Here is a 14,291-nt window from a genome sequence, read left to right on the forward strand (position 1 = left end):
TTACTGTAATCGCTCGATAGATTGAAATAAAGGTAGTGACAACAGATGAGAGTAGTTTCAGGAAAATGTAAAGGGCACCCACTTAAAGCGGTACCTGGTAATACAACACGTCCAACGACAGATAAAGTGAAAGAATCTATTTTTAATATGATAGGTCCTTATTATGATGGTGGTATCGCTCTTGACTTATTTGGTGGTAGTGGTGGTCTTGGAATTGAGGCCATAAGTAGAGGGATTGATAAAGCGATTTTTGTTGACCGAGATAGTAAAGCGATAAAAGTCATTCATCAAAATTTAGAAAGCTGTAGAATACAAGAACAAGCTGAAGTGTATCGAAATGATGCGGAACGTGCGGTAAAGGCGCTTATAAAGCGTGAAATATCATTCGATCTTATACTAATAGACCCTCCATATAAAGGTCAAAAAATTGTGTCTTTAATTAGTGTGATCGATCAACATGGATTGTTAAATAAAGATGGCATCATTATGGCAGAGCATGGGGATGACGTGGTTTTACCTGATTCAATAGGAGAACTTGTAAAAGTACGGGTAGAAAACTACGGGATTACAGCAATTTCGATTTATAAGTATGAAGGTGAGGGGACAGAATGACAAGTATAGCTATTTCTTCAGGGAGTTTTGATCCAATTACCCTTGGACATTTGGATATTATTAAAAGGGGAGCAAAAGTATTTGATGAAGTATATGTAGTTGTTTTAAACAATTCATCAAAAAAACCATTCTTTTCGGTAGAAGAACGCCTAGAGTTAATTCGAGAGGCGACAAAGGATATTCCGAATGTGAAAGTTGATTCACATAGTGGATTATTGGTGGAATATGCAAAAATGCGTAATGCAAATGCAATATTACGTGGTTTGCGAGCGGTTTCTGATTTTGAATATGAGATGCAAATTACTTCAATGAATCGAAAATTAGACGAAAATATCGAAACCTTCTTCATTATGACAAATAATCAATATTCATTTTTAAGTTCAAGTATTGTGAAAGAAGTTGCGAGATATGGGGGAAGTGTAGTAGACCTTGTTCCTCCGATTGTAGAGCGTGCTTTAAAAGAAAAGTTTCAAACCCCGTTAAAGTGAACGGGGTTTTTCTTTATAAATGCGTAAAAACAATAAGATAACATATAAATATAAACAAAATAAGGTGAAGATTGGTCCGTAGTGTATAAATGATGTCCAAATATCAGTTAGTGTGTAAGAATGATTCAATAAAACTACGGGAAGATCTTCTTGCGTAGGCGAGAAAGAATGAACTTTTTCATAGAATGGTCCCCAAAATATAAAAGTGAAAATAGGAGCGAGAATACTTTGGATAATTCGAGCTGAAAAATATGGTTTAAAGCGGATATCTGTCTCCGCTAATATGCTTGCTACTTGTGCCTGAATAGAAAGGCCGCTAAATGCTAAAATGAAGCTTGTTACCATCGCTTGTTGAAGAAGTGTTGATTCATTAGTTTGACTAATCATTTGGCTTCCAAGCGTCATTTCAAAAATACCGGATAATATCGGAATACTAAATTGGGATGTAAGTTGGAAGAATGATAAAATATGTTGCATAATAAAAGAAAGCGCTTTTGTAATTTCGAAAACAGTAATCATTTTATTTAAAACAGAGAATAAAATAATAAACCCACCAATCATGAGCAATGTTTGAATAGAAGAAACGATAGCGTCACCGAGTAGTTTTCCAATCGGTCTTTTTTCTTGCATACGTGTTTGGTGGAGGATAGAAAAAGGGTTTTGAAAGGCACGCTTTTGATTCGTATGTTTGTCTTTTATGTAAGTATCGTTATTACCATAAAAGCGCATAAGTAATCCGACGATAAAGTTACTTATATAATGTGCTGCTGCTAATACGAGCCCTAATTTCGGATTATTGAAAAAACCAATAGAAACCGCTCCGAAAATAAAAAGTGGATTAGAAGAATTTGTGAAAGATACGAGTCGTTCCGCTTCGATTTGTGTTAGTTGATTGCTCTTGCGTAGTCTAGCGCTTAATTTGGCGCCAGCGGGGAATCCTGAAGCCATTCCCATTGCCCAAACAAACCCACCTACCCCTGGAACACGAAACAGTGGACGCATTAGTGGTTCTAATATAACACCGATAAATTTTACAATACCAATACTGATTAGAAGTTCCGCAATGATGAAAAACGGTAGTAGTGAAGGGAATACAACTTCCCACCATATATTTAACCCGCGAATTGAAGCTTGCAAAGCAGCTTGGGGATGAAGTACAAGAGAAAAGGTTAAAAATAACATTGATATGGTAAGAAAAGCAGTTTTCCATTTTTCGTACATGTAAGAAAATCCCCCTTTGTCCCAAAAACGTTCATTTCAGTATACGTGGATATGTGGTGAATTTAGACCATAAGTATGAAAAAGGAATGAAAAAAATTAAAGGGTGAGATAAATGAAGGAACCAAAAATCGGTTTAGCGCTTGGATCCGGAGGTGCAAAAGGTTTTGCTCACATAGGGGTAATAAAAGTATTAAGGGAAGCTGGTATCCCTATTCATATGATAGCAGGTAGCAGTATAGGAGCGTTAATTGGTACATTCTATGCAGCAAGTTGTAACGTTGAAAGACTGTATAAATTGGCAGCTGTTTTTAAAAGGAAATATTATTTGGATTTTACAGTTCCTAAAATGGGATTTATTGCTGGAAAAAGGATCAAAGATATGATTAAAATGTTTACATATAATAAAAATTTAGAAGAGTTAGATATCCCGACGGCTGTTGTGGCTACTGACATTTTGAAGGGGGAAAAAGTTGTTTTTACAAGCGGGCCGATTGCGGAGGCGGTTCGAGCTAGTATATCTGTGCCAGGGGTGTTTGTTCCAGAGAAAATAGATGGCCGCTTATTAGTGGATGGAGGGGTAATTGACCGTATTCCCGTATCGGTTGTAAAAGATTTAGGGGCTGATATTGTTATTGCTGTTGATGTATCTCCAATTAAGGTGAATGGAGAGGTTACATCGATTTATGATGTGATTATGCAAAGTATTGAAATCATGCAACATGAACTTGTGATGAATCGGCAAATAGCATCAGATTTAATGATGCGGCCAGCAGTAGAACAATTTAGTTCGCGTGCTTTTACACATATTGAAGATATCATTCGGGTCGGAGAAGTGGAAGCAGAAAAACACATTTCAAACATTTATTTACTAATTGAGCAGTGGAAGGAGAAACATAATGTTTAAGCGTTTTCGGTTTATATATGCAATTTTAATAGGGGTTATATTGGCGATGCTACTTGTTTATGTGCGTTTGCCATACTTTGTGACAAAACCAGGTATGGCCGCGAAATTAGCGCCGTACGTGCAAGTTGACGGTGGTACTAAAGAGTCTGGTGATTTTATGCTTGTCACTGTCTCAATGGGGCCTGCAAATGTTGTGAACTTAATAGCCGCGCAATTTAATAAATATACACACGTTTCGAAGGCGGAAGAAATATTGCAAAAAGGTGAGAGTGATGAAGAATATCAATTTCGTCAAGAGTATGCGATGAAAGATTCACAAAATGCTGCAATTTATAATGCATATAAACGTGCAAATCGCTCTGTTTCTTTTGAAAATAAAGGTGTACTAGTGGCTGGTGTAGCAAAGGGTATGCCGTCAGAAGGAAAGCTTAAGCTTGGAGATGTTATAGTAGCTGTCGATGGAAAAACATTCGACAAGACGGAACAATTTATTGAGTATATGACAGGGAAAAAAGAAGGGGATACAGTAAATATTGAATACAAGCGGGGCGGAAAACAGTTTAAAGAAAATTTAAATGTAAAGACAATCCCTAATGGGAATGGACGCGTCGGTATAGGGGTCTCTATCGTGACGGAAAGAGAGTTAGTAGTAGATCCGAAAGTGAAAATTGATTCCCATGAAATAGGAGGCCCGTCAGCAGGGTTAATGTTTACACTAGAAATTTATAATCAGCTCGTTGAAGACGATTTAACAAACGGACATGAAATAGCTGGAACAGGTACAATCAATGATAAAGGAGAAATTGGTCCAATTGGTGGTATTCAGCAAAAAGTAGTAGCTGCTAGTGATGCAGGAGCTGAAGTGTTTTTTGCACCAAATGAAAAAGGTGTAGAGAAATCGAATTATAAAGATGCTCTTGAAGCTGCGAAAGATATTAAAACAAAGATGAAAATTGTACCGGTGGACACACTGGATGATGCATTAACGTATTTGGAAAAAATGGGTAAAACAAAGTGAACCTCTCTGAAGAAGAGAGGTTTTTTTTATAGGAATTTTTTCGTTATTTCATCATAACGAATTGGATGATGCGTTGCGTCTTGTTTTAGCAGTTGTGTCCGCAAAGGTTCTTGCATTATGGAGAAATATACAGCATTTGATTTTCGTTCTATATCTAAAGTCGGATGTTCGAATGTTTTTGTATGAGTAAGGATTGGGAGTTCTATTTTTTTCTTATTTTTAGAAAGATAAGTTTGTCCCTTTTGTGACATTCCGAGAAGACGGATATACGGCGCATGTTGCTCTATATTTGCTTTATGTATTTCTTCCTTCGTTGTATTTGTTAAAATATGTGTACAAGCTCTTTGTAATCTAGTCCATGTATAACGTTTTGTTTTTAATGCTTCCATGAATGAATAGAAAGATGAACTGTTTTGTATTTTTGATAAAATACGATGCTCTAAACCTTCTTCCATTTCATATATATGTTGTAAGTCCTCTGAAGACATCGTCATAAGTTTGTATTTAAAAAATGAAAAGTATTTTTCCCAGTTATGTAACGTCCCGTAGTTTTGCTTGTAGTTTTCTAAAAGAGAAGCAGTTATTTTTGGGATAAAAGGCTCAATAGTTGTAGAGGAACTGTTTTCATTAAATAGCTGTTTGCGAATACTTGTTGCACTTGCAATATGTTGATCATGAAATGTTTCATCATGATAATGAGAGGCGAATCTTTTTATAGTTTGCGCTTGCATGGAACTATTTTGTAAGAGAATTGCTTTAATGTACTGTAAGCCTAAAATGTTATTTGGTTGTGACATATCTACGTTTTTTTCGGGTGGTAAGATGTGTGAAAAGGCTTCAGATGTAGCTTTTGCATAACTATTACCTGCATTCATAAATTGCTTCACAAGACGATTAAAAGTCTCTTCTTCATTTTTTTGTATAGCGATGGTAGTGTAGAAATTTTCAGTTTGTCCATCTTCACTGCCGAAACAAATGTCAGAAACACCAAGGGCGTTTAAAATCGAAATTGCGCCATTTGCGAAAGTCTCGGCCTTTTGGGTTGCGAATGCATAAGGAAGCTCTACAACAAGGTCTACGCCGTTTGTTAAGGCCATTTTAGTACGATACCATTTGGAGATGAGTGCGGGCTCACCACGCTGCAAAAAAGGACCACTCATAACGGCGATAATAATATCAGACTGTGTTAACTTTTTTGTTTGTTGCACATGATAAGCATGACCGTTATGAAAAGGGTTATATTCAACAACAATACCACTGGATTTTATGGTAATCTCTCCTTTCGATGTAGCATCTTTTTGGAAAACGTGATAATCTATATATTATTTCCTATGATGACTTCATTATAGTGTAAAGAAAAAACATTGACAAATATAAAATGGCTAGCTATAATTTTGTTTGTTGCCTTGAGGTGATATGATATGAAATGGTCCATCCATCAATTGAACAAATTGAGAAATAAAGGATTGACATTGAATGAAATGGTAGATGTAAGTGAGCTAAAAGAGGTCGAGAAAGATATTCGTGAAATTAATCCTGTTCAAGTAACAGGAAGAGTTGATTTTGGCTCCGGTAAGTTTACGTTTCATCTACATATAACTGGAAGCATGGTTTTACCATGTTCTCGCTCTTTAGTAGATGTGACATTACCATTTGACATTAAAACAACTGAGGTGTTCCAAACTTCAGAAGAAGAATTTGAAACAGAAGCTGAAATTCATTGTTTAGAAGGAGAAGTACTTGACTTACTGCCCGTAATCAAGGAAAATATACTTTTGGAGATTCCAATGCAAATTTTCAGTGATGATGTTTCTGGTGGAGCACCGATGCAAGGTCAAGACTGGCAAGTGATTTCGGAAGAAAACAAAGAAAAGACTGTTGATCCAAGATTAGCAGGACTTGCAAAGTTTTTTGACAAATAATCGGAAGACTGGTTTAGGCCTTCATATGAAAATAACTATTTCTTTTAAGGAGGTGGGAAGAATGGCTGTACCTTTTAGAAGAACTTCTAAAACAGTAAAAAGAAAGCGTCGTACGCATTTCAAATTATCAGTACCTGGTATGGTAGAGTGCCCAAGCTGTGGTGAAGCGAAATTAGCTCACCGTGTATGTAAAGCATGCGGTACTTACAAAGGTAAAGAAGTAATCAGCAAGTAATTGCGGAAAAATAAACGTAGAAGATATCTTCTACGTTTATTTTTTTTTGTCTTATTCTTTATTTGTTGTATTCTATCTTTTCTAGTAACTGCATATGCTTAATAAAAAATGCATAGGGAGGACTAGAGAGATGGCGACAACAAGACAAGATGCTTGGACTGATGATGAAGATTTGCTTCTGGCAGAAGTAGTACTCCGGCATATTCGTGAAGGTGGAACGCAACTTTCCGCTTTTAAAGAAGTGGGGAGGCATTTGTCTCGTACACCTGCAGCTTGTGGATTTAGGTGGAATTCTTACGTTAGAAAGCAGTATAAAGAACGTATTGAAGAAGCAAAGCAACTTCGTAAGGTAGAAAATTATGAAGTGAAAGAGACAACGGTATTAGAGCCAAAATCTATTACGTTGAATGATGTTATTGAATTCTTGCGAAATTATAAAGATGAAAGCTCTTTAATGGTGTTGCAACAACAAATTGAATCGTTACAAACAGAGAAAGAACGTCTTCTGGAGCGATTATCAGTATATGAGGAAGAATATAGAACATTACTTGATTATATCGATCAAAAAAGAAGTGTAATGGTAGCAGAAAGAAATGGTGCTCGCTCGAATGGAGAATTAGAAAAATTAAAGAAATAAAAAAACAGCTGCGTAACAGCTGTTTTTTTTATTTCTTATGCAGATTCTTCGTTTGTAATCGCATTCGAATTTGTTTCTGGTTGCCAAATATAAAAATCACCATTAGTTACTGATACGGGATGGAAACTTAATTTATCCCAAAAACGAGCTGACTGGATACGTGCTATCGTTTTAATTGGGAATTGTAGTTGTTTCGCATAATTAACAAGCATTTGTCCGAATCCTTGTTTTTGAAAAGTCGGCAACACTTCAAGTTTATAAAGTTCTAGGTAAGTACCTGTAATTTCAAATGGTTCTCCACCGTTCCTTTTCATGTATAGACTCATACGTGCGATTAGCGATCCTCCATAATAAATACCGTAAAATGGAGACTCACTATCATTTTCAATAATGTTTGCTTGTAATTCTTCCAACATGGATAGTTCTTGAGCTCCGCACCCTTTAAATTTTTTAAATTCATCTAATGTTTTATAATTGATGAGCAAGCGTTCAACTTTTGGGAATCCCATTACATCACATCCTTTTCTTATCTTGTTGAATGCAGAAAAGTTAAAATATTTATAATAATATTATAACTCATTTTTTAATTTTTATGAAGAAGATAGAATATTTCTTTCATTATTTTTTTGAGGATTTGCTAAACTAAGAATAGAACTATGTATATAGGTAGTATATACATAGTGAAAGAAGAGGTTGCATTTGTTAAAAGATAATTGAACCTTCAACTATGTAATTGTAATTTAATAAGATGTAAAGGGGGAAGGGCAAGGGGACTTATATCACTTGTTAATATGAGTTCTTTGTGTGAAGATGAAAATTGGAATTGTTGGACCGGGAGCTATTGGTCTCCTATATACATTTTATTTACAAAAAAGCAATCAAGATGTTACGTTGTTTACAAGAAACGCTAAGCAAGCAGAAGAAATAAACTTAACGGGTGTAACTTGTATTAGGAATGGAGAACGTGAGACAGTATTTCCATCTATTTTACCGATAGAAAGTATGCTGGATAAACAGTTAGATTATACATTTATTGCTGTAAAGCAATATCATATAACTGATATATTACCTTTTATGCAGGGAGAATCGTCATTAATCTTTTTGCAAAATGGAATGTCACATCTTCAAGTTATGCAAAAAATAGGAAATGAACGTATAGCAGTCGGGATTGTGGAGCATGGTGCAAAAAAAGAGGATGGACATACAGTTCATCATACTGGAATAGGTGTTACAAAGTTTGGTGTAGTGCGTGGTCAATCTAGTTGTTTTAAAAAGGTATTTAATTGTTTTCCTTTTGATTATTTTCCGATTCAAATAGAAGATGATTGGAAGGGGATTATGCGCAATAAATTAGTAGTCAATGTATGTATTAATCCATTGACGGCATTATTGCGGGTTGAGAACGGAGAGTTAATTTCAAATCCGTTTTTTTATCAAATGATGGAGCAAGTATTTCAGGAAGTTGCATTTCTTGTTAAAGAAGAAGATAAGGAAATGGTATGGCAAATGGTATGCCAAGTATGTGAAAAAACATCTCATAATACTTCATCTATGTTAGCGGACGTAAGAGCGAATAGACAAACGGAAGTTAATGCGATTGTTGGATATGTACTAGAAGAAGCTAAGGAACAACAACAATCTGTTCCGACACTTCAATTTTTGTTCAATGTAATAAAAGGAATGGAATTATAAGTGTTTTTCTTTGCTTTTACGTGAAACATTGACTACAATGTGGGTTGGTGAGAGAACAGGATACGAAAGGAAGAATTATATGGAGATAAAAGAGATCTCTGTTCCACTACAAGGTGTTGTAGCGGACTATATGAACGGTAAAAAAGAGATACAGTCATGTTTTGATTATCTGTTAACAGAGGATGCTTTTAAACAGCGATTACATGATTTACGTGAGAGAGAGTTTTTCCGTCAAGATTTAGTAACGCATTTATTAGAATATAATACACAATTGCAAGCGGGAGAATTTACAATTCAAAATATAAAAGCGCTTGAAGATGAAAATACATATGTAGTTATAGCTGGACAACAAGCTGGGTTATTAACAGGTCCGCTTTATACAGTACATAAGATCATTTCAATTTTACAGCTTGCAAAAGAAAAAGAAGAGAGCTTAGGGGTTCGGGTTGTTCCTGTCTTTTGGATTGCTGGTGAAGACCATGATATGGATGAAATTAATCATACATTTGTAACGAAAAATAAAAAAATAAAAAAGACCATTTTTCATGATCGTTATCCGAAAAAGGCGAGTGCTTCTGAGTCTGAACTTTCTATTGAAGACTGTAGAAAATGGGTCGAAGAGATTTTTAAAACATATCCGGAAACGAATTTTACAAAGGATGTATTACAATTTGTTGATGATGCTTTAGGTAAATCGAATACATATGTAGATTTCTTTGCGCGCCTTATTACGAAAATGTTCGCAAATTCTGGTTTAATTCTTGTAGATTCACATCATCCTGCATTAAGAAAATTAGAAGTGCCGTTTTTACAACAAATTATAAGTAAATATAAAGAAATTCAAGTAGCACTTCATGATCAACAGGAAGTAATTAAGGAATTAGGATTTAAACCGATTATTGAAACAAAGACAAATGCAGTGCATATATTTATGGAAATTGATAATGAGCGAGTATTGCTTGAAGAGAATCAAGGGAAGTTTATTGGAAAAGATGGAGTGCATTCATTTTCGTATGAAGAATTGATGGAAGAGATGGAAAGAAGTCCAGAACGTTTTAGTAATAATGTTGTAACGCGCCCTCTTATGCAAGAATATGTGTTTCCTACGTTAGCGTTTATTGGCGGTCCAGGGGAGTTAGCTTATTGGAGTGAATTGCAACAAGTGTTTCATACGGCCGGTTTCCAAATGCCACCTGTTGTTCCGCGCCTTACGATTACTTATATGGAGCGAGATATAGCGACAGATTTATATGATTTAGATTTGCAAGAAATTGATCCATTTCTAAATAATATAGATAATCTGCGTGACAATTGGCTTTCTAATCAAATAGAGGAACCGATAGACGAGCGATTTATAGAAGCGAAAAAAGAAATAATGGATATCCATACATCATTACAACAATTCGTGAAAAAAATAGATCCAGGGTTAAATGAGTTTGCTGGGAAAAATGAACTGAAAATTAATGAGCAAATTGAACTGTTAGAAAGAATGTTGAAAAGAAATGTTGAGAAGAAACATGAGGTTCAACTGAATAAATTCCGCCGTTTACAATTTGCGATTCGTCCATTAGGAGCACCGCAAGAACGTGTGTGGAATGTGTGTTATTATTTAAATCAGTTCGGTCTTGATTTTATTGACCGGGTAATGGAACAATCTTTTTCGTGGGACGGAAAACATCATGTAATAAAACTATAGAATCTTGCTCTTTTGAGCAGGATTTTATTTTTATTTTGTTGAATTAACTGTGAAGTGAAATATTTCTGAATTGTCCATCTTATGTTAATGTAATGAATCGCTATGTATCAGGTATATATATATGACAAAATAGCACAAAATGTAAACGGATTATTATCTTTTTCGACAGGTTTTTGTTTAAATTCCCGCAAAAAATGATAAAATTTAGTATATAATAAAATAAAATAGCGATTTGTATAGCATGCTACCTTGTTGGAAGTTAAATGAGTCGTTCTTTAGTAGCATTTCATCCTCAAGTAGTAAATTTTGTTTGTAGAGTGAGAAATGTATTTAACATAATTAATTGGAAAAAGAGTAGGTGCAGCAATGTTCAAACACGTAACAGTACTTTTGAAAGAAACAGTAGATGGCTTAGATATAAAGCCGAGTGGTACATATGTAGATTGTACACTGGGTGGAGGAGGACATAGTTCTTATTTATTATCTCAGCTAACAGATGGTGGAAAATTAATAGCATTTGATCAAGATGAAATAGCGATTCAAAATGCGAAGGAAAAATTTTCTTCTTATGGTGAACAATTTGTAACAGTGAAGAGCAACTTCCGTTATTTATCTGAAAAACTACATGAATTAGGTATTACAGAAGTAGACGGGATTTTATTCGATTTAGGTGTTTCATCCCCACAATTAGATACACCAGAGCGTGGCTTTAGTTATCATCATGATGCACCGTTAGATATGCGGATGGATCAAGATGCCCCATTAACAGCATATGATGTTGTGAACAGCTGGTCATATGAACAACTCGTAAGAATTTTCTTCCAATACGGAGAAGAAAAATTTTCAAAGCAAATAACAAGGAAAATTGAAGCTTATCGCGAGAATAAGGCTATTGAAACGACAGGAGAATTAGTGGAATTAATTAAAGAAGGTATTCCAGCTCCGGCACGTAGAACAGGTGGACATCCTGCGAAGCGAGTATTCCAAGCGATTCGTATTGCTGTAAATGATGAATTAAAAGTATTTGAAGAAGCGTTGGAATCTGCAATTGATATGGTCAAGCCTGGTGGAAGAGTTAGTGTTATAACATTCCATTCTTTAGAAGATCGTATTTGTAAAACGACGTTTAAGCGAAATAGCACAACACCACAATTACCACAGGGACTACCGATTATTCCGGATGAATTTAAGCCGAAATTAAAGCTTATTACAAGGAAACCGATTTTACCTTCTGACATTGAATTAGAAGAAAATAATCGAGCGCGTTCTGCGAAGTTGAGAATCGCTGAAAAACGATAAAAAGGAGAGAGAGGTATGACTAATTTAGCTGTAAAGTATAAACAACAGGCGCAAGAAGAGGTACAAATTCAAACGCCGCCACAGCAGATGGTTAAACCAAAAGTTAAAACGAAAATTACAAGAATTGAAAAGCTATTGTACGTAACGTTTATTGGATTTTTATTATATGCCTGTGTAGCTTTTATTGGGAATAAAGCGGGTCTATATCAAGTTAATGTAGAAGCAGCGACGATAGAAGAAGAAATTGTGAAAAAACAAAAGGAAAATCAAGAATTGCAGGCTGAAGTAGAGAAGTTAAGTCGTTATGAGCGTATCGCTGAAGTTGCAAAAAAACACGGGCTAGAAATTAATGCGAATAACGTGAAAGGCCTAAAGTAAGGCAAATAGGTGTGAAGAAAAGATGAATAAAAATATGACAAAATTTCATACCAATAAGGGAGCAGGTTATTTTATGATATTTTTCCTCCTGCTCTTTTTTCTATTATTAGCCCGATTTTTTTACATACAAGCAACAGGAACAGTGGATAATCATGATTTGAAAAAACTTGCTGAACAGAAACATAGTAAAAAAGGAGTTCTCGAAGCGAATCGAGGAACAATTTATGATCAAAATGGTCATGTACTAGCGCAAGACGCAAATTCTTATAAACTTGTAGCCGAGCTAAAAGGGGCTAACGCCGTTAAGGATAAAGAGGATACTGCAAAGAAAATCGCAGGAGTACTCGGAAAAGATGAAGATAAAATTTTAGCTACTTTAAATAAAGAAGGCAAAAGTCAAGTGGAATTTGGAACATTGGGTAAGGACTTGACGAAAGAAAAGAAAGAACAAATAGAAGCATTGAAATTGCCGGGAATCTCTTTCATTACCGAAAATGCGAGAGTTTATCCAAACGGTGATTTCGCATCTTACGTCATAGGTCATGCGAAACCTGATGAAAATGGAATCTCAGTCGGTCAATTTGGTTTAGAAAAGAGTTTGGATAAATATTTAGGTGCTTCTAATGGTGAGGTAGCTTATACAGGTGACCGTAAAGGAGTATCTCTTGACGGTGGGAAAGTGAATGTAAAGGCACCTAAAAATGGAGATAATGTGTATTTAACGCTTGACCAACGTATTCAAAGTTATTTAGAAGACGCAATGAAAGAAGCGAGTAAACATTATGAGCCAGAAAATTTAATTGGAATTGTAGCGGATCCAAAGACGGGAAAAATATTAGCGATGTCTAGTAAACCTAGTTATGACCCTAATGATCGTCAAATTAAATATTTCTTCAACGACGCAATTGCAAATGCATTTGAACCGGGATCAACAATGAAGATTTTCACATTAGCAGCGGCCATTAATGAAGGTGTATACAATGGACAAGACTTTTATCAGTCTGGTACATATCAAGTTGGTAATCGCAAAATAAAAGATCATAACGGCGGCGCTGGATGGGGTTCTATTACTTTTGATGAAGGGGTAGAGCGCTCTTCAAACGTAGCGTTTGCAATTTTAGGTGATCAAAAACTTGGTCCAGATCGTTTCCGAAAATATATTCATAATTTTGGATTAGATGAAAAAACAAACATTGATTTACCTGGTGAAGGGTCGAATACAATTTTATTTGATCAACAAATACAACAAGTAACAACAGCATTTGGACAAGGCTCTACAGTTACACCAATTCAACTTGTACAAGCTGCAACAGCGATTGCAAATGATGGGAAAATGATGAAGCCTTATACAATTGATAAAATTGTGGATCCAATAACAGGTAAAGTACAGCTAGAGCATAAACCAGAAGAAGTAGGAAAACCTGTTTCCAAAGAGACAGCAGCGCAAGTAAGGCAATTACTAGAACGTGTTGTTACATCACCGAAAGGAACAGGGACTGCATATAAAATTGATGGGTACTCAGTCGGGGGTAAAACAGGTACAGCACAAATTCCCGACGGGAAAGGTGGCTATATGACGGGAAGAGAGAATTATATATTCTCATTCTTAGGTATGGCACCGATGGACGATCCGCAACTTGTTGTGTATGTGGCCGTTAAACAACCAAAATTAAAAGATGATGAAAACGGGGCTAAACCTTTAGCTGATATCTTTAAATATGTAACGAAAAATAGCTTAGAGTACTTAAAGATTAAGCCAAATGAAGTAAAAGACCCGAAAAAATATGTGAAAGAACAACAAACTGTCGTTCCAGATGTAACCGGAAAAACGATGGAAGAAGCGAAAAAAACAATTGATAAAGCAAAACTTCGTCCAATCGTATTAGGTGAAGGTAAAGTGCAGCAGCAAGTGCCAAAAGCAACTGAACAAACATTAAAGGGTGATCGAGTCTTCTTAGTAGGAGATAAGCCTACAATGCCAAATATACAGGGATGGGCACTGCGTGATGTTATGAATTTAGCAAAAACATTAAAGCTTAACTTAAAACCTTCTGGTACAGGATATGTAACGGAACAAAGTGTGGCGGAAGGAACATTGTTGCAACCTGGTACAGAATTAGGTGTAACACTCGTACCACCACTTGAGCCACAGCAAGAAGCAGAAAAACCATAATGGTAATAGGGAAGAA

General features: G+C 35.6%; 15 protein-coding genes. 12 read left to right on the forward strand and 3 right to left on the reverse strand.

What is annotated here, in order from left to right; all coding sequences use genetic code 11:
* Nucleotides 1-45 precede the first annotated feature (45 nt).
* Nucleotides 46-612 (forward strand): 16S rRNA (guanine(966)-N(2))-methyltransferase RsmD, encoded by a 567-nt coding sequence (rsmD, locus tag ACFVQC_RS04950; RefSeq protein ID WP_377895207.1) that lies wholly within the window; start codon nt 46-48, stop codon nt 610-612.
* Nucleotides 609-1,100: a pantetheine-phosphate adenylyltransferase gene (gene coaD / locus ACFVQC_RS04955; protein ID WP_000200601.1), complete on the forward strand. Its 492-nt coding sequence runs from the start codon at nt 609-611 to the stop codon at nt 1,098-1,100. The genes rsmD and coaD overlap by 4 nt, the downstream gene beginning before the upstream one ends.
* Here the strand turns inward: coaD and ylbJ are convergent.
* Complete coding sequence (gene ylbJ, locus ACFVQC_RS04960) at nt 1,092-2,321, reverse strand: sporulation integral membrane protein YlbJ (RefSeq protein WP_377897540.1); 1,230 nt, start codon at nt 2,319-2,321, stop codon at nt 1,092-1,094. The genes coaD and ylbJ overlap by 9 nt on opposite strands.
* Before the next feature lie 112 nt (nt 2,322-2,433).
* Between ylbJ and ACFVQC_RS04965 the strand changes: the two genes are divergently transcribed.
* Together ACFVQC_RS04965 and ACFVQC_RS04970 are read left to right on the forward strand one after the other, a co-directional pair.
* On the forward strand, nt 2,434-3,225 hold the full coding sequence (locus ACFVQC_RS04965; RefSeq protein WP_002088284.1) for a patatin-like phospholipase family protein: 792 nt from the start codon (nt 2,434-2,436) through the stop codon (nt 3,223-3,225).
* Entirely contained in the window at nt 3,218-4,243 is a 1,026-nt protein-coding gene (locus tag ACFVQC_RS04970) for a SepM family pheromone-processing serine protease (RefSeq protein WP_377895209.1), read from the forward strand. Before ACFVQC_RS04965 ends, ACFVQC_RS04970 begins: the two co-directional genes overlap by 8 nt.
* A 26-nt stretch (nt 4,244-4,269) precedes the next feature.
* Here ACFVQC_RS04970 and ACFVQC_RS04975 read toward each other — a convergent pair whose 3' ends face one another.
* On the reverse strand, nt 4,270-5,511 hold the full coding sequence (locus ACFVQC_RS04975; RefSeq protein WP_377895213.1) for a nucleotidyltransferase: 1,242 nt from the start codon (nt 5,509-5,511) through the stop codon (nt 4,270-4,272).
* 153 nt (nt 5,512-5,664) lie between these two features.
* Here ACFVQC_RS04975 and ACFVQC_RS04980 point away from each other — a divergent pair, with 153 nt between their 5' ends.
* The 3 genes from ACFVQC_RS04980 to ACFVQC_RS04990 all read left to right on the forward strand — a co-directional run bounded on the left by ACFVQC_RS04980 (nt 5,665) and on the right by ACFVQC_RS04990 (nt 7,037).
* Entirely contained in the window at nt 5,665-6,165 is a 501-nt protein-coding gene (locus ACFVQC_RS04980) for a YceD family protein (RefSeq protein ID WP_002111456.1), read from the forward strand.
* Nucleotides 6,166-6,226: 61 nt separating this feature from the next.
* Nucleotides 6,227-6,400 (forward strand): 50S ribosomal protein L32, encoded by a 174-nt coding sequence (rpmF, locus tag ACFVQC_RS04985; protein ID WP_001984764.1) that lies wholly within the window; start codon nt 6,227-6,229, stop codon nt 6,398-6,400.
* 130 nt (nt 6,401-6,530) lie between these two features.
* Nucleotides 6,531-7,037, forward strand: coding sequence for an RsfA family transcriptional regulator (locus ACFVQC_RS04990; protein ID WP_002146023.1), 507 nt, complete (start codon nt 6,531-6,533; stop codon nt 7,035-7,037).
* Between the two features lie 35 nt (nt 7,038-7,072).
* Here the strand turns inward: ACFVQC_RS04990 and ACFVQC_RS04995 are convergent, their stop codons facing one another.
* Nucleotides 7,073-7,546, reverse strand: coding sequence for an N-acetyltransferase (locus ACFVQC_RS04995; RefSeq protein WP_377897542.1), 474 nt, complete (start codon nt 7,544-7,546; stop codon nt 7,073-7,075).
* Between the two features lie 295 nt (nt 7,547-7,841).
* Here ACFVQC_RS04995 and panE point away from each other — a divergent pair, with 295 nt between their 5' ends.
* From panE to ACFVQC_RS05020, 5 genes are all read left to right on the forward strand, one after another.
* A complete protein-coding gene (gene panE, locus ACFVQC_RS05000) occupies nt 7,842-8,729 on the forward strand; it encodes a 2-dehydropantoate 2-reductase (protein ID WP_377897544.1) in 888 nt (295 codons plus the stop codon).
* A gap of 79 nt (nt 8,730-8,808) precedes the next feature.
* Nucleotides 8,809-10,425, forward strand: coding sequence for a bacillithiol biosynthesis cysteine-adding enzyme BshC (gene bshC / locus ACFVQC_RS05005; protein ID WP_377897546.1), 1,617 nt, complete (start codon nt 8,809-8,811; stop codon nt 10,423-10,425).
* A 366-nt stretch (nt 10,426-10,791) separates the two neighbouring features.
* Nucleotides 10,792-11,724 (forward strand): 16S rRNA (cytosine(1402)-N(4))-methyltransferase RsmH, encoded by a 933-nt coding sequence (gene rsmH, locus ACFVQC_RS05010; protein ID WP_002014746.1) that lies wholly within the window; start codon nt 10,792-10,794, stop codon nt 11,722-11,724.
* Between the two features lie 15 nt (nt 11,725-11,739).
* Nucleotides 11,740-12,102 (forward strand): cell division protein FtsL, encoded by a 363-nt coding sequence (gene ftsL, locus ACFVQC_RS05015; protein ID WP_016106033.1) that lies wholly within the window; start codon nt 11,740-11,742, stop codon nt 12,100-12,102.
* 22 nt (nt 12,103-12,124) lie between these two features.
* The gene (locus tag ACFVQC_RS05020; RefSeq protein ID WP_483861755.1) at nt 12,125-14,275 is read left to right on the forward strand and encodes a penicillin-binding protein; all 2,151 of its coding nucleotides are present in this window, start codon (nt 12,125-12,127) and stop codon (nt 14,273-14,275) included.
* Nucleotides 14,276-14,291 lie beyond the last annotated feature (16 nt).

Origin of the sequence: Bacillus sp. NPDC057893 (assembly GCF_042796455.1) — a bacterium.
In the GTDB taxonomy this organism is placed as follows: domain Bacteria; phylum Bacillota; class Bacilli; order Bacillales; family Bacillaceae_G; genus Bacillus_A.

What these genes read in the sequence shown, in the direction of transcription:
- ACFVQC_RS05020 (WP_483861755.1), top strand. Translation starts at nt 12,125, where the DNA reads ATGAATAAAAATATGACAAAATTTCATACCAATAAGGGAGCAGGTTAT.
- ACFVQC_RS04995 (WP_377897542.1), bottom strand. Translation starts at nt 7,546, where the DNA reads ATGGGATTCCCAAAAGTTGAACGCTTGCTCATCAATTATAAAACATTA.
- coaD (WP_000200601.1), top strand. Translation starts at nt 609, where the DNA reads ATGACAAGTATAGCTATTTCTTCAGGGAGTTTTGATCCAATTACCCTT.
- ftsL (WP_016106033.1), top strand. Translation starts at nt 11,740, where the DNA reads ATGACTAATTTAGCTGTAAAGTATAAACAACAGGCGCAAGAAGAGGTA.
- ACFVQC_RS04990 (WP_002146023.1), top strand. Translation starts at nt 6,531, where the DNA reads ATGGCGACAACAAGACAAGATGCTTGGACTGATGATGAAGATTTGCTT.
- ylbJ (WP_377897540.1), bottom strand. Translation starts at nt 2,321, where the DNA reads ATGTACGAAAAATGGAAAACTGCTTTTCTTACCATATCAATGTTATTT.
- ACFVQC_RS04980 (WP_002111456.1), top strand. Translation starts at nt 5,665, where the DNA reads ATGAAATGGTCCATCCATCAATTGAACAAATTGAGAAATAAAGGATTG.
- ACFVQC_RS04965 (WP_002088284.1), top strand. Translation starts at nt 2,434, where the DNA reads ATGAAGGAACCAAAAATCGGTTTAGCGCTTGGATCCGGAGGTGCAAAA.
- ACFVQC_RS04970 (WP_377895209.1), top strand. Translation starts at nt 3,218, where the DNA reads ATGTTTAAGCGTTTTCGGTTTATATATGCAATTTTAATAGGGGTTATA.
- bshC (WP_377897546.1), top strand. Translation starts at nt 8,809, where the DNA reads ATGGAGATAAAAGAGATCTCTGTTCCACTACAAGGTGTTGTAGCGGAC.
- rsmD (WP_377895207.1), top strand. Translation starts at nt 46, where the DNA reads ATGAGAGTAGTTTCAGGAAAATGTAAAGGGCACCCACTTAAAGCGGTA.
- rsmH (WP_002014746.1), top strand. Translation starts at nt 10,792, where the DNA reads ATGTTCAAACACGTAACAGTACTTTTGAAAGAAACAGTAGATGGCTTA.
- rpmF (WP_001984764.1), top strand. Translation starts at nt 6,227, where the DNA reads ATGGCTGTACCTTTTAGAAGAACTTCTAAAACAGTAAAAAGAAAGCGT.